This window comes from Acinetobacter sp. YH12095, from assembly GCF_013419245.1.
Lineage (GTDB): Bacteria > Pseudomonadota > Gammaproteobacteria > Pseudomonadales > Moraxellaceae > Acinetobacter > Acinetobacter towneri.
The window spans coordinates 1-25,598 of the sequence record NZ_VPAL01000003.1; the positions used below are offsets into that span (position 1 = coordinate 1).

24 protein-coding genes are annotated in these 25,598 nt (G+C 39.9%); 7 read left to right on the plus strand and 17 right to left on the minus strand.

Annotated elements, in window-relative coordinates; genetic code table 11:
* On the plus strand, positions 1 to 196 hold a 196-nt coding region (locus tag FTU35_RS03030; protein ID WP_031971408.1), incomplete at its 5' end, for a transposase domain-containing protein.
* A 266-nt stretch (positions 197 to 462) separates the two neighbouring features.
* Here the strand turns inward: FTU35_RS03030 and map are convergent.
* The 3 genes from map to FTU35_RS03045 all read right to left on the minus strand — a co-directional run bounded on the left by map (position 463) and on the right by FTU35_RS03045 (position 3,204).
* Entirely contained in the window at positions 463 to 1,257 is a 795-nt protein-coding gene (gene map / locus FTU35_RS03035; RefSeq protein ID WP_004976729.1) for a type I methionyl aminopeptidase, read from the minus strand.
* A 178-nt stretch (positions 1,258 to 1,435) separates the two neighbouring features.
* Complete coding sequence (locus FTU35_RS03040; RefSeq protein WP_154320786.1) at positions 1,436 to 2,593, minus strand: RNA-guided endonuclease TnpB family protein; 1,158 nt, start codon at positions 2,591 to 2,593, stop codon at positions 1,436 to 1,438.
* On the minus strand, positions 2,590 to 3,204 hold the full coding sequence (locus tag FTU35_RS03045; protein ID WP_004976741.1) for an IS607 family transposase: 615 nt from the start codon (positions 3,202 to 3,204) through the stop codon (positions 2,590 to 2,592). The genes FTU35_RS03040 and FTU35_RS03045 overlap by 4 nt, the downstream gene beginning before the upstream one ends.
* Before the next feature lie 366 nt (positions 3,205 to 3,570).
* On the opposite strand from FTU35_RS03045, the gene brnQ reads away from it, so the two are divergent.
* Both brnQ and FTU35_RS03055 read left to right on the plus strand, forming a co-directional pair.
* Complete coding sequence (brnQ, locus tag FTU35_RS03050) at positions 3,571 to 4,863, plus strand: branched-chain amino acid transport system II carrier protein (RefSeq protein ID WP_154320787.1); 1,293 nt, start codon at positions 3,571 to 3,573, stop codon at positions 4,861 to 4,863.
* Positions 4,864 to 5,435: 572 nt separating this feature from the next.
* Positions 5,436 to 5,672, plus strand: coding sequence for a hypothetical protein (locus FTU35_RS03055; protein ID WP_004976747.1), 237 nt, complete (start codon positions 5,436 to 5,438; stop codon positions 5,670 to 5,672).
* A gap of 173 nt (positions 5,673 to 5,845) precedes the next feature.
* On the opposite strand, the gene FTU35_RS03060 is transcribed toward FTU35_RS03055, so the two are convergent.
* The gene (locus tag FTU35_RS03060; RefSeq protein ID WP_179991325.1) at positions 5,846 to 6,298 is read right to left on the minus strand and encodes a hypothetical protein; all 453 of its coding nucleotides are present in this window, start codon (positions 6,296 to 6,298) and stop codon (positions 5,846 to 5,848) included.
* A 140-nt stretch (positions 6,299 to 6,438) separates the two neighbouring features.
* Between FTU35_RS03060 and FTU35_RS03065 the strand changes: the two genes are divergently transcribed.
* Positions 6,439 to 7,299, plus strand: a complete 861-nt coding sequence (locus FTU35_RS03065; protein ID WP_179991324.1) for an alpha/beta fold hydrolase — start codon at positions 6,439 to 6,441, stop codon at positions 7,297 to 7,299.
* Positions 7,300 to 7,566: 267 nt separating this feature from the next.
* Here the strand turns inward: FTU35_RS03065 and FTU35_RS03070 are convergent, their stop codons facing one another.
* Positions 7,567 to 9,090: a TerC family protein gene (locus tag FTU35_RS03070; protein ID WP_004976753.1), complete on the minus strand. Its 1,524-nt coding sequence runs from the start codon at positions 9,088 to 9,090 to the stop codon at positions 7,567 to 7,569.
* Positions 9,091 to 9,867: 777 nt separating this feature from the next.
* Between FTU35_RS03070 and FTU35_RS03075 the strand changes: the two genes are divergently transcribed.
* Positions 9,868 to 10,332: a MarR family winged helix-turn-helix transcriptional regulator gene (locus FTU35_RS03075; RefSeq protein ID WP_004976754.1), complete on the plus strand. Its 465-nt coding sequence runs from the start codon at positions 9,868 to 9,870 to the stop codon at positions 10,330 to 10,332.
* A 54-nt stretch (positions 10,333 to 10,386) separates the two neighbouring features.
* On the opposite strand, the gene FTU35_RS03080 is transcribed toward FTU35_RS03075, so the two are convergent.
* The 5 genes from FTU35_RS03080 to FTU35_RS03100 form a co-directional block, all read right to left on the minus strand.
* Entirely contained in the window at positions 10,387 to 11,064 is a 678-nt protein-coding gene (locus tag FTU35_RS03080; RefSeq protein ID WP_154320789.1) for an SOS response-associated peptidase family protein, read from the minus strand.
* 115 nt (positions 11,065 to 11,179) lie between these two features.
* Positions 11,180 to 12,622 carry an aldehyde dehydrogenase family protein gene (locus FTU35_RS03085; protein WP_131261472.1) on the minus strand — a complete coding sequence of 481 codons (1,443 nt, stop codon included), beginning with the start codon at positions 12,620 to 12,622 and terminating at the stop codon, positions 11,180 to 11,182.
* 199 nt (positions 12,623 to 12,821) lie between these two features.
* The gene (locus FTU35_RS03090) at positions 12,822 to 14,987 is read right to left on the minus strand and encodes a malate synthase G (protein WP_154320790.1); all 2,166 of its coding nucleotides are present in this window, start codon (positions 14,985 to 14,987) and stop codon (positions 12,822 to 12,824) included.
* A gap of 358 nt (positions 14,988 to 15,345) precedes the next feature.
* Positions 15,346 to 16,500, minus strand: a complete 1,155-nt coding sequence (gene zapE / locus FTU35_RS03095; protein WP_004976758.1) for a cell division protein ZapE — start codon at positions 16,498 to 16,500, stop codon at positions 15,346 to 15,348.
* An 89-nt stretch (positions 16,501 to 16,589) separates the two neighbouring features.
* Positions 16,590 to 17,597 carry an AraC family transcriptional regulator gene (locus FTU35_RS03100; protein ID WP_171501106.1) on the minus strand — a complete coding sequence of 336 codons (1,008 nt, stop codon included), beginning with the start codon at positions 17,595 to 17,597 and terminating at the stop codon, positions 16,590 to 16,592.
* A 169-nt stretch (positions 17,598 to 17,766) separates the two neighbouring features.
* Between FTU35_RS03100 and FTU35_RS03105 the strand changes: the two genes are divergently transcribed.
* Complete coding sequence (locus tag FTU35_RS03105; RefSeq protein WP_154320792.1) at positions 17,767 to 19,245, plus strand: NAD(P)/FAD-dependent oxidoreductase; 1,479 nt, start codon at positions 17,767 to 17,769, stop codon at positions 19,243 to 19,245.
* 67 nt (positions 19,246 to 19,312) lie between these two features.
* Positions 19,313 to 20,218 (plus strand): lysine exporter LysO family protein, encoded by a 906-nt coding sequence (locus FTU35_RS03110; RefSeq protein ID WP_004976767.1) that lies wholly within the window; start codon positions 19,313 to 19,315, stop codon positions 20,216 to 20,218.
* Positions 20,219 to 20,339: 121 nt separating this feature from the next.
* Here FTU35_RS03110 and pyrF read toward each other — a convergent pair whose 3' ends face one another.
* From pyrF to tadA, 7 genes are all read right to left on the minus strand, one after another.
* Positions 20,340 to 21,020: an orotidine-5'-phosphate decarboxylase gene (gene pyrF, locus FTU35_RS03115; protein WP_019836519.1), complete on the minus strand. Its 681-nt coding sequence runs from the start codon at positions 21,018 to 21,020 to the stop codon at positions 20,340 to 20,342.
* Positions 21,021 to 21,202: 182 nt separating this feature from the next.
* Positions 21,203 to 21,568, minus strand: a complete 366-nt coding sequence (locus tag FTU35_RS03120) for a lipopolysaccharide assembly protein LapA domain-containing protein (RefSeq protein ID WP_004976771.1) — start codon at positions 21,566 to 21,568, stop codon at positions 21,203 to 21,205.
* Between the two features lie 17 nt (positions 21,569 to 21,585).
* Positions 21,586 to 21,891, minus strand: a complete 306-nt coding sequence (locus FTU35_RS03125; protein ID WP_004976773.1) for an integration host factor subunit beta — start codon at positions 21,889 to 21,891, stop codon at positions 21,586 to 21,588.
* A gap of 159 nt (positions 21,892 to 22,050) precedes the next feature.
* Positions 22,051 to 23,727 carry a 30S ribosomal protein S1 gene (rpsA, locus tag FTU35_RS03130; RefSeq protein ID WP_004976774.1) on the minus strand — a complete coding sequence of 559 codons (1,677 nt, stop codon included), beginning with the start codon at positions 23,725 to 23,727 and terminating at the stop codon, positions 22,051 to 22,053.
* Positions 23,728 to 23,846: 119 nt separating this feature from the next.
* The gene (gene cmk, locus FTU35_RS03135) at positions 23,847 to 24,539 is read right to left on the minus strand and encodes a (d)CMP kinase (protein WP_180064491.1); all 693 of its coding nucleotides are present in this window, start codon (positions 24,537 to 24,539) and stop codon (positions 23,847 to 23,849) included.
* Positions 24,540 to 24,556: 17 nt separating this feature from the next.
* Positions 24,557 to 24,988, minus strand: coding sequence for an SRPBCC family protein (locus FTU35_RS03140; RefSeq protein ID WP_168542463.1), 432 nt, complete (start codon positions 24,986 to 24,988; stop codon positions 24,557 to 24,559).
* A gap of 66 nt (positions 24,989 to 25,054) precedes the next feature.
* Complete coding sequence (gene tadA, locus FTU35_RS03145; RefSeq protein WP_180064492.1) at positions 25,055 to 25,582, minus strand: tRNA adenosine(34) deaminase TadA; 528 nt, start codon at positions 25,580 to 25,582, stop codon at positions 25,055 to 25,057.
* Positions 25,583 to 25,598 lie beyond the last annotated feature (16 nt).

Here is a 25,598-nt window from a genome sequence, read left to right on the forward strand (position 1 = left end):
CAAGAACTGGCTGTTTGCAGGTTCGCTGCGCAGTGGTCAGCGAGCGGCAAACATCATGACGTTAATCCAGTCAGCAAAGCTGAATGGCTTGGATCCGTATGCCTATTTAAGTGATGTGCTGAAAAGGTTACCGACACATAAAGTGACCCAGATTGAAGAGTTACTGCCACACTGCTGGAAACCTAAATCGAATTAAAATTGGTATGGGATTCAGCGGACGCTTACAACCATTCGTTAGCACATAGGATCTTTTGATTTCAGATACGAAACAGCAAAAAAAAAAGCTTATCTAAGACAGATAAGCTTTGAAAACTACAATCTAAAATAAGAAAGCTAAAACAAAGAAACTACAGCAAGTATCTTTGACTTCAATTATAGCGATTGTTCATTTTTTAACAAATAGTTTAAAACTAAAGTCTAAGATGTTTTATCTATCAGTCTTAACCTGAAAGCATTCGTGCATTAAATTTCAGGATAACTCCCCGTACCTTCTGGCCACGGCGATAACACTTCAAAGCCTGTATCAGTCACAGCAACCATGTGTTCCCATTGTGCAGAAAGTGATTTATCTGTCGTCACCACCGTCCAGCCATCTTTCAGTTCTTTCACACGCGCTTTGCCCGCATTCACCATTGGCTCAATGGTAAATACCATGCCTTTTTTAAGCACCAAGCCTTGTCCAGGCTGACCATAATGCAGCACACTTGGTTGTTCGTGATACACCTGCCCAATACCATGTCCGCAATATTCACGCACAATGCTAAACCCTTCACGATGCGCCACACTTTGAATGGCATAGCCAATATCGCCCAAAGTCGCGCCCGGTTTCACCGCATGAATCCCTGCGCGCATCGCCTCATAAGTGGTATCGACCAGTTTTTTCGCTTCTGGTTTCACCTGACCCACATAGTACATACGACTGGTATCACCATAAAAACCATCTTTAATCACTGCCACATCAATATTAATAATGTCGCCATCTTTTAAAATGGTTTTGGATGATGGAATACCATGACAGACCACTTCATTGGGTGAAATACAGGTGGTTTTGGTATAACCGTGATAGCCCACATTGGCAGGAATGACTTTTAAGGTATTTACAATATAATCGTGACACAAATCATCTAAGTATTCTGTCGTGACTCCGGGTTTGACATGCTCGCCAATCATCTGCAACACCTGAGCAGCCAAACGCCCCGAAATGCGTAATTTCTCAATATCTTGCTCTGATTTAATGCTGACTTTAAGGGCGCGCATGATGAACTCCTGACCTGAAGCCTGAGATTATAGCCGTTATTTAAAACCTACTCAAACCTACTCAATGTGGGTTTGATGTTTAATTCCTACTTCACCATCAAGAACCTAAAACATTTGCTTTAGGGATTACCTCAATTCCATAGGCTGTCACGGTGTAACTCACCGCCTTAATCACCACTTATGCAGTGATTAAATCTTTATCCGCATATCGCAGGATATTAATTGATGCATTAACATCACGATTTTGGATGGTTTGGCAAACTAAGCACTTCCACTCTCGCGCAGAAAGTGTGAGAGATTGATTTAATTCACCACAGCACGAACACATTTTACTACTTGGGAAGAATCGACCAACCGAAAGTACCGATTTTCCATGCTGTTTGGCTTTATAAATCAACTGCCTTTTAAACTCATAAAAACCCATATCGGATATAGCTCTTGCGAGTTTACGATTCCTCAACATGCCTTTAACATTCAAATCTTCAATCGCAATCACATCAAAACGTGTTACCAAATCCGTTGTGACTTGATGAAGATTATTCTTGCGTAGACAGGCAATTTTATAGTGCAGGCGAGATAGCTTGGCTTTTGCTTTTTCTCGATTCTGACTACCTTTTTTCTTACGACTAAAAGACTTGTTGAGTCGCCTTAGTTTTGCAAGCTGTCTTTTAAGTGGTGCGTTAGAAGGAATAACCTCACCATTTGAAAGGGTGGCAAGATTAGAGACACCCAAATCAACACCGATACTTAAACCTGTTTTCGGTTTAAGCTTTTCGATCTGGGTGAGTTCGACAGCGATTGATACAAACCACTTACCACCTTGTTTAAATATTTTGGCCGAGAGAATTTTACCCTTATAGCGCAGATTCTCAGTCATTTTCACCCAACCCAAATTAGGGATTTTAATAGACCGACCCTTTACGCTAAATTGATCATTTGATAATGAAAAACGGTCATCCTTGCCTTTTTTTCTTGGCTTGGGGTATCCTGATTTGCCGTTAAAAAATCTATCAAAAGCACTACCCAACTGCTTAATCGCCAACTGTGGTGCGCACTTAGTCACTTTCTTCATGAAAGGATATTTTTCAAATTTAAAAGTGTTTAGGTGCTTTCTTAATTTACTCTCTTTAGGTCTATTAAGAAGCATTTCATTCACCGCAACATCATAATACTCACACTGATCTCGATATTCCTTATCAGCCTTGTATTGTCGCTGCCACTCTCTTAAAGCCCAATTATACGACAAACGAGCAACACCACTTGCCTGAGCAAAATGGCTTGCTTGTTTATTATTGGGCATCAATTCAATGATATGCCCTCGTATAAATCGACTCATAGTGCTTCTTTGACCACCTGTATTAGCTTTTGGTTCTTTTTACTTCGGCTTCCATATAATCGTGCTGAAAATACAGTGATAATTTCCAGGACATCTTGAGACAGTTCCTCCTCAAAACTCAAATTTTCACCCTGATTAATAATTACAATTTCAACATTCCGAGCTTCACATAAAGCAAAAACCAATTCAGCACCAAAACGTAATAATCGATCTTTGTGGGTTAAAACCAATCGACCAATTTCATTATTAATAATTCCATCCAAAAGAGCCTTAAGCCCTTTTTTGTGATAATTCATCCCTGAGCCTAAATCACTAATAATCTCAAATGTCCATCCCTGCTTGGCACAGTACATTTCCAAAACTTGTTTTTGTCGCTCAAGATCAGCCTTTTGATCGTGACTAGATACTCTTGCATAAGCAATAGTTTTTCGGCTGTTCTGAATTGATAGATCATGGATAAGTTCAGGTGTGATCTTGCTTAGATCGTAACGTCTGTGATTTTTTGGGGTTCTATCTGCGACTAAAGTGCCTTCCTCATCCCATCTTCTTAGGGTTTGGATGGAAACACCCAGTGTTTTAGCTGCAACGCCAATACTAACATATCTACTCATTTGTATATAATAATATAGAAATAGGTAGATTTCAACTAGCAGTTATTAACCCTTTCGGCTTGTAAAATCAGCTCAAGCTGCCAAACAAGTATCCATCGTCATGCGACCAACAGTTTTGTTTAAGAACTGCGCATTTAAAATAGCAACCAAAACTTATACTAGATAAGCCATCTATACTATGTGGGATCAGCATTTTTCAAAAATACATCAGATAAACAGTAAGTTATTTAATTTTTATAGTGAAGATTAAAATAGCCTACAAACACATATCATAAAAAATATTCATATGACCTATAAAATAAATTAGAAAATCATAGCTCGATCTACTAAAATCGCTTTCTTTTGTTTACATCTTATTTCTCTCCCATGACGAATTTACGCACACGGGATATTATTGCCTTGGGTTTTATGACCTTTGCGCTGTTTATTGGTGCAGGTAATATTATTTTCCCACCTATCGTGGCACAGCAAGCGGGCGAGCACGTCTGGCTTGCTGCGCTCGGTTTTCTCATTACCGCAGTTGGCTTACCCGTGATTACCATTATGGCGTTGTCACGTGTCGAAGGTTCTATACAAATTTTAAGTTCGCCTTTAGGCAAAATCGCGAGCTTAATTTTAACAGTCGTCTGTTATTTAGCGGTTGGCCCGCTTTTCGCCACACCACGTACCGCTACCGTATCTTATGAAATTGGTTTCTCTGCCTATTTTGGCGATTCCGCGAGCACCTTATTCATTTATAGCGCCATCTATTTTGCCTTGGTGATGTTAGTTTCACTGTATCCACACAAAATTTTAGATACAGTGGGCTATGTACTTTCCCCGCTTAAAATTCTGTCATTACTAATTTTAGGCATCACTGCATTTATTATTCCGACAGGTACAATTTCACCTGCCATTCACAATTATGTGAACAGTCCTGTATCTGAAGGCTTTATTAACGGTTATCTCACTATGGATACCTTAGGTGCATTGGTATTCGGGATTGTGATTATTAATGCGATTCGTTCACGTGGCGTAACTGATAAAAAACTCATCACCCGCTATGCGGTATGGGCAAGTTTAATTTCAGGGATCGGTTTAACTTTAGTTTATCTAAGCCTATTTAAACTGGGGATGGGCAGTCACGATGTTGCCGCCAATGCCAGTAATGGTGCAGTCATCTTACATGCCTATGTGCAACATGCTTTTGGCGGATTTGGCTCGGTATTTTTAGCTGCAATGATTTTTATTGCCTGCATGGTTACGGCAATTGGACTGACATGCGCATGTGCTGGATATTTTGAGCAAATTACTAAAATTCATTATCGCCGTTGGGTATTTATTTTAGTGGGCTTTGCCTTTGTTATTTCCAATCTTGGACTCACCAAACTCATTGCAGTTTCAGTGCCTATTTTAAGCGCGATTTATCCACCTGCAATTGTGGTCATTCTACTCAGCTTTTTCTGGGGATTATTCCGTATTCCAACCCGCGTGATTGCACCTACTGCCGCAGTTGCATTGCTCTTTGGCATCATTGATGCAATGAAGGCCGCAGACTTAGCTAGATTCTTGCCAACCACACTGACCAATTTTCCCCTGAGTGAACAAAACCTCGCTTGGTTGATTCCTGCATTACTGATTTTTGTATTCGCTACAATTCATGATCGAATGAAAAAATAGCCAGTACGGACTTCGAGCTCGGCTATTTTTTCAAGTCATGCTCTATTTTCGAGCTGTATTGTATTAAAGTCGTGTTTTATCCAAATACGAATTTAAGTTAGACAATAATTGTCAGGTTTTACCCAAACCCGCACTTATTGTTTCTTGTGCTAAAACTGCCTCTTTTTAAGGCAATTTATCAGTCATGATAATAGCAACCCAAATAATTATTTGGTATAAATAAACAAATGAAATTAAAATATTTTCAATAAAAAACTAAAACAAAATAAATCATTCACCCATTTTAAGCAGAGCTCAAATTAACGCTAAAGTCGTATAGTCGCCCTCAAAATTAGCTGGCATAAAATATGCAAGTACGATTGAAATCGTATTTAAATGGCTTAAAAAACACACTACTTTTTATTATTTTGTAAATAAATGATAACAAATAGTAGTATTTCATATGAAAATGATGTTTTTTATCAAAATATGACTATAAGGGCTTGAAATAGTTTGCTAAACAAGGTAGAACAATAAAACCAATCTGACTAAAATGCTCTGATTTTAGTGATTTATAACAAGGAGGGATGGAGATGTTTTCACATTTCAATACGCAAGTCTTCATTAACGCTCTGAAGGCTAACCAAAATCTAGTTACTTTTTTAAGCACCACTTTTGCACTGATGCTGACCCTATTGCTCCAAGGCTCAATTCAAGGCAACTTGAAACCAACCTATTTTTTATATGCCTTATTGGTATGTATAGCCTTTGCGATTTGGACATCCATTGACCAAAAGTTTCGTGAACATAAAAACGTAGAAGTTCATTAATCATACCCTAGCACCCACTCATTTTAGCTTTTTCGCTTTCACTTTGCGGCAGATGGATCACTCCTCTGCCGCCAAACTCAAAAAGTAGATTCTAATCATCATTCCTGATCTACAGCAAAAATCTCAAAATCTTCTACGGGCTACCAAGAAAAAATTAAACTGAGCAATTAAAATTACAACAATCCATAGATTGCGCCAAGCAATAACACACTAGTCCCACCCAATTCAGCCACAATCAATAACAGCATCACCAAACTCATGCACCAACTTGGCAATGTCCATGCTGCAATTTGATGCGGTTGTTTAAATTGATTAGTGGTATCTTTAAGCAATCCATGCAAGATATAACTCAGAATAGAAAAGCTAAAAAATACTAAATTTAGAATCACACAAATTAAAATTACAGTGGCATCCCAAATACAAAAATAAGCCAAGACCGCTAAAATTAAACTTGCAGGTGCATATAACAAACTACTGCGATGTGCGATATCCACATAATAATGAGCACGCGCTTGGGCAGAAGCACGAATTTGCCAATATTTCCACACGCCTGTAAGCATCCCCACCCACAAAAATATTCCACTGAAAATAATCGCAAGGCGCACTGCCAAAGATAAACTTTCCATGTTTAACACTCTTTTATTTTTCGTGTGGCTATTTAACTACACTCGCAGACTACTAAGCTTGACTTTAGAGTCAGAATAAATACAAGTTTCTTTTTGGAACTCGTGTAAAGTAACTTTATTCTCATCATCCTTAAAACATTATGAGCACATTTGAAAGCTTAAATATTATATGTGCAGATGGTTATGCCCTCGCTGCCCGTTATTATCCAAATCAATATACACAAGCACAGCGTCTACCCGTCTTGATTTGTCCCGCGACAGGCATTACCAAGAATTTTTATCACGCTTTTGCCACATGGCTAAATGAACAAGGCTATGCTGTGCTGTGTTTTGATTTTCGTGGTATTGGTGATTCGTTACACGAACCATTGAAACAATGTGAAGCCAGTATTGTTGATTGGGGGCAGTTAGATATTCCTGCAGCAGTAAATACTTTGCTGCAAAAAACGCAAGCTGAACAAGTGGTTTTATTGGGACACAGCGCAGGCGGACAATTACTGGGGATTAATCCTGAATATCATAAAGTGGCAAAAGTCGTAGCTGTTTCAGGCTCTACAGGCCACACAAAAGGTTTAAAAGGTCGTACTCGCCTACTTGCCCCTGTGATGTTTAAAGTTATTTTTCCACTTGCCAGAATCACACATGGTTATGGCCCAACCAATGCAATTGGCATGGGCGAAAACCTACCTAAAAATGTGGTCCAACAATGGGCACAGTTTTGTAGCAAACCCGGCTATGTCATCAATGCTATAGGCAAAACAGTTTCACAGCATTATCACGATGAAATTCGTTGCCCGATTACTGCTATTTGGAGTTCGGATGATGAGATTGCCACCGAAGCCAATGTGAAAGATTTACTCCGTCTCTATCCCCATGCATCGACTAATATGATTGAACTTAAACCAAAGCGTTATCAGCATAAAGCCATTGGGCATATGGCGATGTTTAAAAAGTCACATCGAAATTTATGGAATGTGATTGAAAATCAATTGGCAGTTTAATTTTTAGTGGCGAAGTCACATACAAATTAAACATTTGTTTTAGTTTCTCGCTTTTTCTTTTCCCTGTTTAAGCAACCAAATTTGTAATCCTGTTTGGTTGTTTCTTTTTTTCTATTCCATGCCACATTTCATGTTCAGCTTTTAAAATCCAGACTTATCGCTGATACACATTTTCAGGATGAAACATCACAATCTTTTTATTACACCATAAAAAAGCTCCACCATTTCGGTAGAGCTTTTTGAGTGATTTAATTCAAAGCTTAGTAATTAGCGTAAGCGAATCATCACAGTTTTAATACGGTTACCATCAAGTTCCGTCACTTCAAAGTGCACACCTTGATAATCCAACTGCGTGCCGACCTGAACTTCACCTTGGGTTTTATCTAAAATCAAACCTGCAACGCTAATGTAGCCTGCATCTTCTTCAATCAGATCCATCATACCCAGTTCAAGTTCAAGCTGGTATAAATCCAGCATACCTGTTGCTTTCCATTCGTTTTCATTGGTTTTAACCAAATCTAACTGTTCGTCTGCATCAGGGAATTCACCTGCAATCGCTTCAAACACATCAAGCGGTGAAATCAAACCTTGAACATTACCAAACTCATCGCTGACTAAAACCAAAGAACCTTTAGAGGTACGTAACGTATTGATCGCATCAATCACTTTCATTTTTTCAAAAATGTAAATTGGACGCTGACGTTTAATTAAAGCTTTAAGCTCTTCTTCTTCGTCCAATACATCCAACAACTCTTTGGCACGTACAATACTAATGACTTTATCTAAACTACCACGACACACTGGGAATAAGCTGTGTGGTACAGATAGAATCTGTTCGCGGATTTGTTCAGGTGAATCTTCAATATCGACCCATGAAATTTGGCTACGTGGCGTCATAATTGATGCGACTGAACGCTCTGCCAAGGTCAAGACACCACCAATCATGTAGCGTTCTTCATCTGCAAACGCTTCTTGCGCTTCGTTATGCAAATCAGGGCTACTGGTTTCAACTCGCCCCCCCATCAATTTTAAAATTGAATCTGCAGTACGGTGACGTAACGGAATTTTTGCTTCATGTTTTGCAACATTGCGCTGACCAAATTGGTTAAACGCTTCAATAGCAATCGCAACACCAATACCCGAATAGATATAACCTTTAGGGATATGGAAGCCAAAACCTTCTGCAATCAAGCTGATACCAATTAATAGTAAGAAGCTTAAACACAAAATCACCACTGTTGGATGACGGTTCACAAAAGCAGTTAATGGCTTAGATGCAAGTAACATCACCAACATTGCAACCACCATGGCAACCATCATCACATAGATGTTGTCGACCATGCCAATTGCGGTAATGACTGAGTCTAAAGAGAAAACTGCATCTAGAACAACAATTTGTGCTACAACTGCGGCAAAACTTGCATAAACCACATTGGTCGTGACTTTGACTTCGGGTTTGCCTTCCATCTTCTCATGCAACTCTCCTACCGCCTTATAGACGAGGAACAAACCGCCACCCAAGAGAATGAGGTCACGCCCTGAAAAGGTTTTTTCAAATAAGGTAATTAACGGTTCGGTTAAAGTAACCAACCAAGAGATTGCAAATAACAATCCTAAACGCATAAACAACGCTAAAGATAAGCCAATCACACGGGCTTTATCACGCTGTTCTGGGGGTAATTTTTCTGCAAGAATTGCAATAAAGACTAGGTTATCAATACCTAATACGATTTCTAGAATAATAAGTGTAATTAAACCAACCCATATTCCCGGATCTAATAAAAACTCCATTAGTTCATAGCTCCGAGATAGTTAGCAGAAATCGAAATATAAAGTAGACCTGCGCACGGCGACGGATCCATAAAAGTAACCTTTTTAGCAATAGATAGCTTAATTATGCACAATCTTGAACATTTGTAATTAAATTTTTAATTTTTTTGAATAAAACTAAACAGTACGATCTATAAGAAGGTTTTTACTTTATTTTTCACATTCTTAATTTTTTTAGAGCGATGACAGCCAAACAAAAGCCGTGAGAATGGATTAAAAATGTCAAATGAATTGTAATGTATTTTTAGACGCATTAGTCATAGATTACAACTGTAAGCCAACCCACACTTTAATCTAAACTTAAAATATTGATAAAAAACAACTATTGTTAAAAGATTAGACCAAAGCTTATAATTTTTTTGCAAAATTCAACGCAATAACCCGCACTTTTACCTAAAAGCCAAGTGTACAAATGTATTTTTTTAACTAAAATGCAGCCTAAGTTGATGGTTAAATTGATAATTCAACTTATAAAACCAGATAACTCACTACTAATCCAAACTAAAACAATTCTATAGGATTAATTGATATGACACATGAATATGGATTGAACTTAAACAAATGCCTACGCGCTTGGAAAAATAGCCATTTCAAAGCCAGCTTCTAAATCGAGATTCATCATATTTCGTCAGATTTCAACCAAATTTTAGCCACTGAAAGCATCTTGCTAAGCACATGAGTTTTCACATAAAATGTGAAATATCAAAAATACAATTAAAACAATGCAGGGAATATGCAATGTCCAAGAAATATTCAAAATTTCTACCATCCGCCGACCAATATGATATTGAACAATTTCCGTATTATTGGGTCACACAAGTACATGCTCAATATGTACAGAATGTCGATCAGGCACTTAAAAAGTATGGTTTAGATAATTCTCGCCGTCGTATTTTATTGGCATTAAGGTCAAAAGCACATGCGAGTGTGTCTGATTTGTCAGACATGGTGGTGTCAAAAATGTCAACTACAACTAAAATTGTTTATCGTTTAAAAGATGAAGGTTTGGTTGAAACTTATTCTTGTGATGATGATGCGCGTATCACTCGTGTCGTGCTTACTGAAAAAGGTAATGAGATGACCAACAAAATTAATGATCTGACTAGCGTTGTTTTAGAGCAGTCATTTGATGGTTTAACTCCACTACAAATTGAAAAAATGATGGAAAGTTTACGTCATATTTTTAATAATTTAGCACGCTAAACATCACGTTATTGTTCCACATCTGTTCTTATCCTATATAAGCACAAGATGTACTTAAAGATCGAAAAAATTGAGCTGGGGGCTTACTTTTTCGATCTTTGCTTTTGGTACATGTGAACACTCAAACTCGTCTACAGGAAAGCCCTGCACAAAGCTGTGTATGTTCGGTGTTTTCAAACTTAGCCATTCATCTAAACGTGCATGTGGAATAACAATAACAGAACGTTTGACTGGCCCAGGCTCATGAAATTCCTTCATCATCGCGTGATCAATTGCGTCCATGGTAATCATACTCGCAGAACGGACAATTTCTTCCGTGCCTTGCCCATCCTTTAAACGGCAAATTTCATACAGTGCTGCAATAAAAAAGGCCTGTCCATCTTTACGACGTACACCCCAACGCTGCGGTTTACTGTCTATATATTTGGATTCATAAAATTCTGACACAACAATCGCGCCAAATTTACACTTATAAGCAGCTTCACTAAAACTTGGTTTTTCTAATAAAGTTTCGTTACGGCAATTATAGGTTTTTTGCGCAATACTTCTGTCTTCCGCCCATTTGGGAATCAAGCCAAAATTCACCGAGCGCCACTCTAAACCTTGTTCAGACTTAAACAATAGTGGCACACTCGAATTTGGATACGCTTCTTCAGCATATTCAAACGGAATTTCAGGCAGACCTAATGCAGATAATTGCGCTATGCTTATTGGTTTAAAATTGGCACACATATACAAATTGGATGATTAGACACACGCACTATATTATGCGTTTTGATCATGAACAGTAAGTGCGCACCCACGCATTCCTTCTTACTCAAACAAAACGCAGGACAAATAATTACCGTTAAGCTGGCAATGTCAGCCAATGCGTGCGGGTAAATTCTTCAAATATCCAGCGCCCATTAAAACGACCTAAGCCTGAGTTTTTCTCACCACCAAACGGTGCATTGGCATGATCGGCAACGGTAATACCATTAATATGTGTCATTCCAACATCAAACTGTGCTGCAAATTCTGCACCGCGTTCTACATTTGTAGTGCATACAGCAGCAGATAAACCATAGCGTGTATCGTTCGCTAACTGTAAGGCATGTGCGGTATCTGCTGCTTTGAGAATCGGTAAAATAGGTCCAAAACTTTCATTTTGTACAATTTCTGAATCGGCAGCGACATTCACAAAAACATGTGGTGCAACTAAGTTCCCCGTAACCCCGCCCGCATAAACCAATTCTGCACCCTGCGCCTGTGCTTTTTGAATAATATGCTGATGCTTTTTCACCTGTTCTGCATTAATAATTGGCCCAATCAAGGTGTCATTTTTATTCGGATCACCTACTACTAATTGCGACACACTTGCTAACAATTTTTCAAGATAGGCTGCATAAATAGACTGATCGACAATGACCCGATTGGTACTCATGCAAATTTGACCTTGATGCAAAAAGCGCCCCATCACAGTTAGTTCTACGGCCAAATCTATATCTGCATCATCCAAAATGACTAAAGGTGCATTGCCACCGAGTTCTAAGGCGACACGTTTTAAATGCTCACCCGCAACGGCCAGTTGCCCTACATGCTGTCCAACTTCTGTAGAGCCTGTAAATGAAATCATTTTAGGAGTTACATGCTCAACAAAGTAATCACCAATTTCACGACTCGCACCCGCCACCACATTGAGTACGCCTGCAGGCAAGTCTGCTTCTTCGAACAGTTTACCGAGTATAGTTCCACCTGTGACTGGCGTATCACTGGCAGGTTTGAGCACTACACTATTACCACAAGCAATCGCTGTAACCACTGAACGCATAGACAAATGGAAAGGGAAATTCCACGGACTGATCACAGCAATAACACCCAAAGGTTTACGCAAAACAACACTACGGACTTTCGGATCTTTGCTTTCCAGTTGCGTCGTGGTCATTTGCTCGGGAAATTGTGCAGCTTCTTGAATAATCCCTAAAGCAGCATCGACTTCGATATTGGCTTTTAAACGGGTACTGCCCGACTCATCAATCAGCCACTGGATAATTTCTTCGCGTCGTTGCTGAATGACTTGCTCTAAGTTCTTAATGATGTATTGACGCAGACTTGTGGATTGAATCAATTGTTCATCAAAAGCTTTTTGCGCTGTACTATAGGCACTATCAACATCTACCACGCTGGCGCCCTGCATCTCAAAAATTGTAGTTTGATGATATGGATTCAAGTTTGGAATGGTTTTAGTAGATGTCCCAACCGACCACTTGCCGCCAATAAATTGTTGATTCAAATCTTGATATGCTGGCATGTATTTGTCCTTGCGCTACTTTTTATATATGACTTTCACTCTACTCCGCAGCTTGATGTTTTTCTAGCAGCAAGTACATCCTGTAACTATTCAGCTGCAAAATTTTCAAAAAACCATAAGCAAAATACAGGCAACAAAAAAGCCTCCGAAGAGGCTCATTTGTTTGTATTACACAATCAGTAAATCAAATCCTAAAGGATTAATCACCTGTATAACCTTTTAACTTTAAACGCGCTGCGTGTAAAAGTGGCTCTGTGTAACCAGAAGGTTGCTCGCCACCTTTGAAGATCAAGTCAGATGCAGCTTGGAATGCAATGTTATTAGCAAAGTCGTTAGACATAGGCGTGTATAGTGGATCATCAGCATTTTGTTGATCTACAATTTTCGCCATGCGCTGCATTACTTCTTCAACTTGCTCACGTGTCACGATACCGTGACGTAACCAGTTGGCAACGTGTTGTGAAGAAATACGTAACGTTGCACGGTCTTCCATCAAGCCAACATCGTTGATGTCTGGAACTTTAGAACAACCTACACCTAAATCTACCCAACGCACAACGTAACCCAAGATACCTTGACAGTTGTTTTCAAGCTCTTTAGTTTTTTCTTCGTCAGACCAATTGGTGTCTTTTGCCAATGGTGGAGTTAACAAGTCATCTAAAGATAACGGCTCAGTTGCCAACAATTCTTGTTGACGGTCTGCTACGTTCACTTGGTGATAGTGGATAGCGTGAATCACAGCACCTGTAGGTGATGGAACCCATGCACAGCTTGCACCCGCTTCAGGATGTTCAGTTTTGGTTTTGTACATGTCTAAAAGCATGTCTGGTTTTGGCCACATGCCTTTACCAATTTGTGCTTTACCACGTAAACCTGCTTTCAAACCGATCATCACGTTACGGTTTTCATACGCTGGGAACCAAATTTGACCTTTTACTTCGCCTTTACGAACGAATGGACCTGCTTCCATGAAGGTATGGATTTCGTCACCTGTACGGTCCATGAAACCCGTGTTAATGAAGATAGTACGGTCTTTCGCTTGAGCAATACAGTTTTTCAAGTTTACAGAAGTACGACGTTCTTCATCCATGATACCGATTTTTAAAGTCTTCGCAGGCAAGCCAAGTACTTGTTCAGCACGTTCAAACAATTCAACTGCAAATGCAACTTCATCTGGACCATGCATTTTTGGCTTCACGATGTACATAGAACCTTGACGTGAGTTCTTGATCGTGTTTTCACCGCGAATGTCAGCAAAAGTCAATAATGGAGTGATCAATGCATCCATGATCCCTTCATAGATTTCTTGACCATCAACCAAAATTGCAGGGTTAGTCATTAAGTGACCTACGTTACGTAGTAACATTAATGAACGACCATGAACTTTAGTTTCACCGCCTTCTAGGTTTTTGAAAGTACGGTCAGCGTTCAATGTACGAGTCATGGTTTTGCCATTTTTCTCGATTGACTCTGATAATGTACCTTTCATTAGACCTAACCAGTTACGGTAGCCTTCAACTTTTTCTTCAGCATCTACAGCTGCAATTGAGTCTTCTAAGTCTTGAATTGTCGTTACAGCAGCTTCAAGCACAACGTCTTTTACACCAGCTGCATCTGTTTTGCCAATTGGACTAGTTGCATCAATTTGAACTACAACGTGTAGACCATTATTTTTGAATACGATTTCTGTTGGAGCAGCAGCTTCGCCATTATAACCAACAAATAATGCTTCATTTGCAAGTGTTGTTGTAGAACCATCTTTAAGGCTTACTACAAGTTTGTTTGCATCTACAGCATATTTAGTCGCATCGGCATGTGAGCCTTGCGCCAATGGGAAAGTTTCATTTAAGAAGTTTTTCGCAAATGCAATTACTTTTTCACCACGAACTGGGTTATAGCCTTTACCTTTTTCTGCGCCATTTTCTTCAGAAATAACGTCAAAACCGTAAAGTGCGTCATATAACGAACCCCAACGTGCGTTTGCTGCGTTCAAGCAATAACGTGCGTTACGTACAGGTACTACGAGCTGTGGACCAGCCAATAATGCGATTTCTTCATCAACATTTTCGGTGGTAATTTGAAAATCTTCTACTTCTGGTAATAAGTAGCCAATTTCAGTCAAGAAAGCTTTGTAAGCTTCTAATTCAAATGTATTATTGCGGTGCCATTCATCAATTTTAGCCTGAAGCTCATCACGCTTTGCGAGTAATGTTTTGTTCTTAGGGCTAAGATCGACAACGACTTGCTCAAAGTTTTTCCAGTATGTATCACTGTCCAAACCAGAACCTGGTAATGCTTCATTTTCGATGAAATCGTAAAGTTCTTTAGCAATCGCTAACTTGCCTTTTTGAATACGTGCAGTCATTGTCTTTCCTGATATTGCTACTTTTTATACAAGAGATTCTAGTATACTGATTTATATTTAGCTGAATAGTATTATCACATTTCAAAATAACGATCATTTATTACAAGATGAATGACAACAATCATCATAAATCCTGATCAGAAACACGACACTATTACTCATCTAAATACACTTTTACAGTGTATAAAGTTTTTGAAATGTCGAAATTAGACTTAAGTTCAGATTTTGTTGTAAAAATCGGCGTCAGTCTTATTGCAACCCTTCAAGATTAAGCCATGTTTATGACAAAATGTCGATAAAACCAACAGTCACATCTTTTCTATCATAAAAAAGCGCCTAGTTCTAGGCGCTTAAAAGATCAACTGATTTGATGTTTGGCTTCGGTGGCCTGTATCTGTCGATGTTCTTCATTTAAGTAATCATCAGACTGCATTTCCAATAAACGTGAACGTGTGCGTTCAATTTCAAATGCCAGTTTTTCGCCCTGATAAATTTCAATAATCGAATCTTCAGAAGTCAGTAATAACTTGACACCACGATCATAAAATTCATCGACCAAATAAATAAAACGACGTGTTCCTTCAGACAAGAAGTCTGTTAAATGCGGTACATTGCTCACCAAAACCGTGTTGTAGATGTTGGCAATTTCAATAAAGTCTGCAGGACTACGCGGTTTAAAGCACAGTTCTGAAAATTCACACCACAACACATCTTCAGTATGCGCAATTGTTTCAACAATACGTTGGTTGATAATAATTGGCTCAGAAGAATAATGTTGTGTATTACTCAAAGCACTGAAACGCTGTGCCATCCAGTTTTGATTATCATGCGTTAAAGGCGATTTAAATAATTGCGCCTGTTTCAAAACACGTAAGCGATAATCTACACCAGCATCGACATTTAGCACTTGGCAATGTTTTTTGACCATTTCAATGGTTGGAATAAAACGATCTCGATGGATACCATTTTTATATAAACCGTCTGGGGCGATGTTAGATGTTGCCACCAAAGTAATGCCACGATGGAATAATTTTTGGAACAAGTCACTCAGAATCATCGCATCAGTCACGTTAGATACGAAAAATTCATCGAAACAAATCACCACTGCATCTTTATAAATTTGGTCTGCAACAGAATCGAGCGGGTTACGCTGCCCTGAAAGTTTGTTCAGTTCACGATGCACATGCTGCATAAAGTGGTGAAAGTGCATACGTGTTTTACGTCTAAATGGAATCGAGTCGTAAAACTGATCCATGAGCCATGTTTTACCACGACCTACACCACCCCACATATAAACACCCTGTGGTGCTGTTTGGCGGCGGAAACGGCGGAACGCTTTTTTTGATGCTTTATAGCGTTGAATTAATTCCTGCCACACACGCTCAAGTTCGTGTACAGCCTGCGCCTGCGCATCATCTGGCATAAATTGTCCAGAGGCTAACGCTTGTGCATAACGCTCCGCAGGCGATAATGGAGTAAAGGCTGTGGTTTGTGGCGAATTAAAATCAGACATATTCATCAGTACTTATTTGGGCAAATAGATTATAACGAAGATCGAATCACGAGATATAGCACTTTGGCATAGTTTGCAAAATACTTAGGCTATTTTGTATATTGGCGTGGACTTTGTCCAAACCACCGCTTAAAGGCATGATTAAATGCTGCGGGTTCTGAATAACCAAGTAACTCTGCAATCATTTCAATTGAATATTCCTGATATTCAATTAATCGCAATGCTTTATCTTTGATGAGATCTTCACGAATTTGTTTATAACTGGTGTTCAGTTGTTGCAGTTGATGGCGCAATGTCCGTTCAGGAATTTGCAAAGCATGTGCTGTTTCTGCCATGCTCGGCATACTGCCCTGTTGTAACTCCAAATAATCTTTTACGCGCTGCACTACCGAAGGCGCATCATCTTCAAGTTTAAGTCGCTCTAACTCAATCACACACTTGGCTTCATAACTGCTAAAAGTGACTGCATCGGCAGAGGGAATACGTGCTGTGAGAACTGCATCATCAAACCAAAATGCTGCTTGTGATTGATTAAAAACAATATCTTGACCGTAATAATCATAAAAAGTTTGCAAAACTTCACTTTGCTGCGGCTGTACAAATGGCAATTCTATGCGAATACGTGGCGCACTCATCCCCATCATTTTATATAGGTCTTGAATAAATTTGAATGTGCCTGAAATTTCACACTGCGCACGTAATACACCTAAACTACTATGTAAATCATTGGGTTGATAACACAATGCAATATGTCGCGTGCTATGTTGTAAACTTAGTTTCCCGCTTAAATGCGTCAATCCCTGATATTGAATCCCTTTTTCTAATGCAGTGGCAATATCTGGACTGGTCACCAATAACATCAATAAAGGACCATAACCTGCCAAAGCATAATGCTGTCCAATAAACAGCCCCATTTCAGGTTCTACATCTTCACCAATCACTTTTAGAATATCCCATTCCAAACTCGGATGAATGATTGAACTGGTATCTAGCGCATCTGCACGCAAGCCGATACTTTGCAATTTTGCATCGACATCAACGCCTGCTTTACGCATGCCTTGTATTAAATACATTAAGCCAAGTATGGATCTTTTCATAAAATGAACAGTGCGAAACGGAATATCCTTTTTACCCGATTCGTCCACAGATAGAAATTGCCGAAAATATCAATTTTTATGTCAGCACGATCATGTTACCGCATGCTGGCTTATTCTATCCTGACTCAAACAAACTCAAATCAAACAAAATAAATATAAGGATATCTTCATGCAGGATGCAGCAGCGTATTATCAAGTCGCAATTATTGGTGCAGGCTTTGGCGGATTAGCCATGGCGATTCGTTTACTACAACGCAATATTCATAACTTTGTGATTTTAGAAAAGTCTGATGAAGTGGGTGGTACTTGGCGTGAAAATCAATACCCTGGTGCGGCTTGTGATGTGCAGTCGCATCTGTATTCATTGTCATTTGCACCCAAAACTGACTGGTCAAAACGCTATGCCGAAGCACCAGAAATTTTTCAATATATTCAAGATGTGGTGCAACAATTTAATCTGCGTGAATATTGCCAATTTAACAGCGAAGTGGTGCATACCGAATACCATGAAAAAGACTGTGTATGGCATGTTGCGTTAAAAGATGGCAGACAATTGAGTTGCCAATATTTAGTCTTTGCTTCTGGCCCACTGCATGTGCCACAAATCCCGCACATTAAAGGCATTGAAAAGTTTCAGGGCAAGGTTTTTCACTCGTCTCAATGGGATCATCAATACAACTTAAATAGCAAAGTTGTGGCATCTATTGGCACAGGCGGCAGCGCGATTCAATACATTCCTGAAATTGCACCTCAAGTTAAACAGTTATATGTCATGCAACGTACAGCTGCATGGGTCATTCCACGAGATGAACGCAAATATCTGAATATTGAGAAAAAACTGTTTAAACAAGCAGACTGGTTTAGAAAATTGCATCGTGCGCGTTTGTATTGGTCGAATGAATCACGTGCAATTCCAATCATGCAACCTAGCGTGATGAAATATACCCAAAAACTGGCAGAAGCCTTTATTCGTTTTCAGGTCAAAGACAAACAATTGGCACAAAAACTCACGCCTGACTACATTATGGGATGTAAACGTATTTTAGTGTCCAATAAATACTTCCCAACTTTTAACCGTGACAACGTCGAATTAGTGACTGATGCAATACAGGAATTGACTGCAGACAGCATCATCACCAAAGATGGTAAAATGCGAAAAATTGATTGTCTGATTTATGGCACAGGCTTTATTACCGATCCGCGTATCTATCTACAGCCATTTAGCTGCATTGGTGAACATGGCGTTGAATTAAAACAGGCATGGAAAGATGGCGCAGAAAGCTATTACGGCATTAGCCACAAAGGTTTTCCGAACCTGTTTCAGTTGCTTGGGCCAAATACAGTTTTGGCGCATAACTCGGTTATTTTTATGATCGAATCGCAAGTCGATTACATTCTGCAAATGATGGATTTGGTGGCACAATCACAGAGCAATGCAATTGTAGTAAAAGATCAAGTACAAGATCAATTTAACCACGATGTGCAAGACATGCTAAATAACACGGTTTGGCAATCTGGCTGTGTAAGTTGGTATCAACAAGATGGTGGAAAAAACTTTGCACTTTGGCCAACCTATACTTGGAAATATTGGCTAAAAACCAAGTCGCTGCATCCGAGTGATTTCAGATTAATCAGTAAAGCGGCATAAATTTCCGCTTTTAAAAGCAAACTGGCATAATCAACAGGTTTTTATCTATCTCCCACCTGTTGATCTCATGCAATCTCTTTGGCTGATTTTCCAATTACTCTGCTGTTTATGTCTAGGCTTTGTACTGGCAAAACGCCTCCCTCGAATAATCGAAAAAATTGCGTTTCAACTGCTTCCATATTTTAGCTATATCCTGCTAATTGCAATTGCGATGGAATTTTCACAAACGCTCGGTTCACTACAGCAGCCATCGCATATTCTATCTACAGCTTTACAGATTGCATTTGCTACATCAATTGGTGCTTTTCTGTGTTGTTATTTGCTTTACAAAGGTTTGGGGCTGCAAGCAACGCAAGGCAAAGTTTCATTACAGTTGTTGATTCAATCCTGCATCAACATCAGTTATGCCTTTTTTGCACTTTTGGCAGGCTACGTGCTGCATCTACTTTTTAGTGCTATGGATTTCCAAGTTCAGATCAACACTTGGTATTTACTGTTGCTGTTTATGTGGATGATTGGACTCGATCTCGCTTATTCGCCTTTAGATCGTTCTTGGCTGAATTGGAAAATTTTAATGGTGCCCGTAGGCTGTATTTTCGGTTCAGTTGCAGGGGTACTACTTTGCGCACTTTGGCTCCCCATCGCTCTACAAGATTTGCTTATGCTCTCACAAGGTTATGGATTTTATTCCATGAGCGGGATTGTGGTGTCGGAACTTCGCAATGCCGAATTGGGTAGTATTGCGTTAATGAATGATTTATTCAGAGAGATTTTTGCGATATTGCTGATGTATATTTTGGGATGGCGTTATCCACGTGCTGCAATTTCTGCCGCAGGCGCAACTGCCATGGACGTCACTTTGCCCATGGTAAAACAAGCCTGTGGCAACGATTTTATTCCACATGCCATGGTCAGTGGATTTGTATTGTCAATCCTTGCACCCATTGCTGTAAGTGTATTGGCTGCTATTTAAAAAGAATCAACAATTGTCCTCTCTCCCTCTGGGAGAGAGTTGGAGAGAGGGTTTGCGCTCTATTTAGGCGAGAGTTAGAGAGAGGGCTTATCTCCCTTTTAGAGAGTCAGCGATAGTAAAATTAAAGCGTCGCTAAAATATCTTTCAAAGTCTGACGTGGATTTTCAGATTTTGTAATTGGACGACCAATCACCAAATGCGTAGAACCATCCAGCATAGCTTGTTTGGGAGTCACAATACGTTTTTGATCATCGGCATTTGAGCCTTCAGGACGAATCCCTGGAGTTACTAAGGCAAAATCCTGCCCTAAGATTTCACGCAACATTTTGGCTTCTTGCGCAGAACACACCACACCATCTAAACCACTTTCTTGAGTGAGTTTAGCTAAACGCTGAACTTGCTCAAAAGGCTCAATATCTAAACCTAAATCTTTTAAATCTTCACGCCCCATAGAGGTTAGTACAGTCACTGCAATCAGTTGAGTCTGATAATTCCCTGCTTTTAAACGCTCCACACAGGTTTCCATCATTTTACGACCACCTGAGGCATGCACGTTGACCATCCATACGCCTAAATCTGCTGCAGCACATACAGCCTGAGCCGTTGTATTTGGAATATCGTGAAATTTCAAATCTAGAAAAACCTCAAAACCTTTGTCATGCAAGGCTTTCACGACTGCAGGACCTTCATGGGTAAATAACTCTTTACCAACTTTTACTCGACATAATGCAGGGTCTAATTGTTCTGCAATGGTTAAGGCGTCATATTGGCTTTTAGCATCGAGGGCAACAATGATACTCAAGAGAATTACCTATGGATTTGACAAAGAGTCGCTATTATAAAGTGATTCGTGCCAAGCAGATAGTCAAAATGACAGCTTATCCCCCATCGCAGCGATAATCAGCCATTCGTCAAAGGCACACATAAAAAAACACCCCAAGATAACCTTGAGGTGTTGATGATCAATTCGCTCAACAGAGCAAATTAAAGTGCATTAGAAGAACGATCTTCAGTATGCACATCTAATACCGTTTTTTCATGACGAGTATGCGCAGCAGCTTCAGCAGCAGCCAGTTGAGCTGCATGAATTTGCTCTTTGCGTAGGTATTCAATATCTTTACGTAGTCGCTTAATTTCCCAACTATTTTGGAATACACGGAAAACCTGCACGCCCAACAATAACCCTAGCACCAAACCAAGTGCCAATGTAATCAGTAGCAATAGACCCAAACGCATTGCAGGCACTTGAGTAAATAACAGGTCAACTGAAAGTTCAGTGCCGTTTTGCAAAACCAATGCCAGAGAATATCCAAATAGAATAACTAAAATAGCGACTAGAACGTAACGCATAAACACCCCTAGGAATTTTATTTATTTACAGACTCGTTTACTGCATCACGTAGTGCTTTACCCGGTTTAAAGTGCGGTACAGCTTTAGCCGCAACTTCTACAGACTTACCTGTTTTTGGGTTACGACCTACACGTGGTTCACGGTGATGCAATGCAAAACTACCGAATCCACGAATTTCAATTCGGTTATCTGCCGATAGTGATGCAATCATTTGATCAATCATGATCTTCACAGCTTCTTCCACCAATGGCTCAGCCAAATGTGGATTTTTCAAAGCAATTCGTTCTATCAAATCAGACTTATTAAGTGCTTCAGTAGTCATCTGCGACCTCTTTAATTATCAAGCTACTTTTACCTAAACTGATAATAACCTGTTTAAATACAAAACGGTAGCGTAATAATTGAATACTACGCTACCGTTTACAGTATTTGTGTAAAAAGTATGTGCTAATTTACATTAACCATACAGTTTACCCGCAACTTAGTTGCCCATTTGAGCTTTGATCAAGTCACCAATTGTCTTAGGACCATTGTCTTGACCGCTAGTTGCAGTTTTCAAGTTAGCAACAGCTTCTTTCTCTTCAGCTTCGTCTTTCGCTTTGATAGACAAGTTGATAGAGCGAGATTTACGGTCTACGTTGATGATTTTCGCTTCAACTTCTTGACCAACTTCCAAGAACTTAGTTGCATCTTCAACGCGATCACGGTTGATTTCAGATGCTTTAAGTGTTGCTTCAACTTCGTCAGCTAACTTAACAGTTGCGCCACGAGCATCAACAGCAGTTACAGTACCTTTAACCAAAGCACCACGTTCGTTAGCAGCTAAGAAATCGTTGAATGGATCGCTGTTCAATTGCTTGATACCAAGGCTGATACGGTTGCCTTCAGCGTCTACAGAAAGGATAACCGCTTCAACAGTGTCACCTTTCTTGTAACGACGAATAGCTTCTTCGCCTTGCTCGTTCCAAGAAATGTCAGACAAGTGAACTAGGCCATCGATACCGCCTGGTAAACCGATGAAGATACCGAAGTCAGTGATTGACTTGATTGTACCTGAAACTTTTTCACCTTTGTCGTGGTTCTTAGCAAACTCTTCCCATGGGTTAGCACGAGTTTGTTTGATACCAAGAGAAATACGACGACGCTCTTCGTCCACTTCAAGAACCATAACGTCAACTTCGTCACCAATCTGAACAACTTTAGATGGGTGGATGTTTTTGTTAGTGTGGTCCATTTCTGAAACGTGTACTAAACCTTCAACGCCTTCAGCGATTTCTGCGAAACAGCCGTAGTCAGTTAAGTTTGTTACGCGAGCTTTAACGATAGAACCTTTAGGATAACGGCTCATGATCGCTAACCATGGATCTTCGCCTAATTGCTTAAGACCTAAAGATACGCGGTTACGCTCTTTGTCAAATTTAAGTACTTTAACAGTAACTTCTTGACCCACTTCAACCACTTCTGATGGATGCTTGATACGTTTCCAAGCCATGTCAGTGATGTGAAGAAGACCGTCAATACCGCCAAGGTCAACGAATGCACCGTAGTCAGTAAGGTTCTTAATCGTACCAGTAACAGTTTGACCTTCTTCAAGCTGAGCAAGAAGCGCTTCACGGTCAGCTGAAGATTCAGCTTCCATAACTGCACGACGAGATACAACAACGTTGTTACGTTTAGCATCAAGTTTGATAACTTTGAACTCTAACTCTTTACCTTCAAGGTGAGTTGTGTCACGGATAGGACGAGTGTCTACCAAAGAACCTGGTAAGAACGCACGAACTGGACCGATGTCTACAGTGAAACCGCCTTTAACTTTACCAGAGATAACACCAGTAACGATTTCGCCGTCTTCAAAGATTTTTTCAAGTTTAGTCCAAGTTTCAGCACGTTTCGCTTTTTCACGTGATAAAACAGTTTGGCCCATACCGTTGTCAAGTGCTTCAACAACAACATCAACGGTGTCACCAACTTGAACTTCAAGTTCGCGTTGTTCGTTTAAGAATTCAGCGCGGTCAACAACGCCTTCTGATTTAAGGCCAGTATCAACTGTTACCCAGTCAGAGTCGATGCTTACTACAACGCCTTGGATGACAGCACCCTTTTCAACGTTGAGGTTTAATTCGCTTTCTTCAAAGAGGGCTGCAAAAGATTCGGTCATGATATACCTGATAAAGTCAGCGGTCTTGGATCAGACAAGGCCGGTTTAGTTAAGCGTCTACATAGTCCGTATAAAACTGATCAAGCTATGCGTTCGCTGAATATATTGGTTCACGCCTATTAAGCGCGGCTAATACCAAGCTTCTGATCGACATAAGCCGTCATTAATGCAAATACTTCATCAATGTTCAGTTCAGAACTATCAATGATGTAAGCATCATCTGCCGGCTTAAGCGGAGCAACAGTGCGCTCCATGTCACGTTTATCGCGAGCTTGGATATTCGCTAAAATGTCGCTTATTTTAGCATCCAGCCCCATACCCTGCAACTGTTTTACACGTCTTTGTGCACGTGACTCCGCCGAAGCCGTTAAATAGATTTTGGCCTGTGCTGCAGGAAAAATACTGGTTGCCATATCACGCCCATCTGCCACCAAGCCTGGTGCTTGGGCAAAAGCGTGCTGGCGGGCAAGCAATGCACTTCTTAGTTCTGGCACAGCTGCCACTTTAGAAGCATACTCACCTACACGCTCAGTACGAATAGTTTGGCTAACATCTTCACCATCCAATAGCACTTGAGTTGCATCGGACTGGGTTACAAATTGAATGTTTAAGTGCGTTGCGATATCGACGCACGCTTGCAGCTCTGCATCTAAACGATCTAGCAGATTTTGCTTATGCAAAGCCAAACCAAGCAAACGATACAAAGCACCTGAATCAAGTAAATGAAATTGATAATGTGCTGCCAGTTTTGCAGCTAAGGTACCCTTACCTGAGCCACTTGGGCCATCTATGGTAATAATTTGAACGGTCATGATGTTTCCGTAATGATTTAGAGAGATTTGGCCAGTTTAGACAAGCCAATTTTAATTGCAGTTTTTAGTTGAGCCAAAATAGCCTTACTCACAAATGGCACACGAGTTTGCAACTCAATGCTGTAGGTCACCAAAGTTTTATTATCAGCCATATCCTGAAATTCAATTACCCCCAAATGATGTTTGATCAATGGGTTTTTAATGATTTTATATTCAATACGCTGATTCGGTTCGAGCAAAGTAATTTGCTCCTGCAAAGGCTTAATTGGCCCAATACCCATGCGACGTACAGAACCTACTCCATCAGGGCGCTCAGGATCAGCTGAATCTTTCACACGTACTACCTGCATAGGCGCAAAGGCAATGTTATATGTCGCATGTTTAGACAGTAATTCAAAAACCTGCGACACAGGCGCATTAAATTCTTTTTTGATTTGAATGGCATTCATGGTAAGACCTGAGAATAAATTATTAAATGATCTGTCATTCAGTTTAACGCAAATCAGCAGTAAAACTCAGGTTTGCTTTTGATCATCTAGGTCATTTATTAGCTGTTGCTGCTTTTGTTGTTTCTTTTGTGCACGACGCATTTTAAAAAAATCACTTAACTGACTCGAGCATTGTTGCGCTAAACAACCTGATTGATATTCAAAAATATGATTGTAATACCCAGATTCTAAAAGCTTTCTGGCACTGATTAATGAACCCGCTTTGGGTTCTGTCGCACCAAACACTACACGTTTAATTCGCGCATGAATCAATGCCCCCACACACATGGTGCAAGGCTCTAAGGTGACATATAAGGTAGCGTCTTCGGGTAAACGATAGTTTTGAAGATTGGCGCAAGCGGCACGAATAGCCACAATTTCAGCATGTGCGGTTGCATCATGTAAAGAAATAGGTGCGTTATAGCCCGCACCGATCACTTGGTTTTGACTCACAATCACTGCACCGACAGGAATTTCCCCCTGCGCTGCAGCCAATGCAGCCTGCGCATAAGCAAGCTGCATCCAATCTTCATCACTATAGTGTTGTTCTGACATCAAAATAACAGCAAAA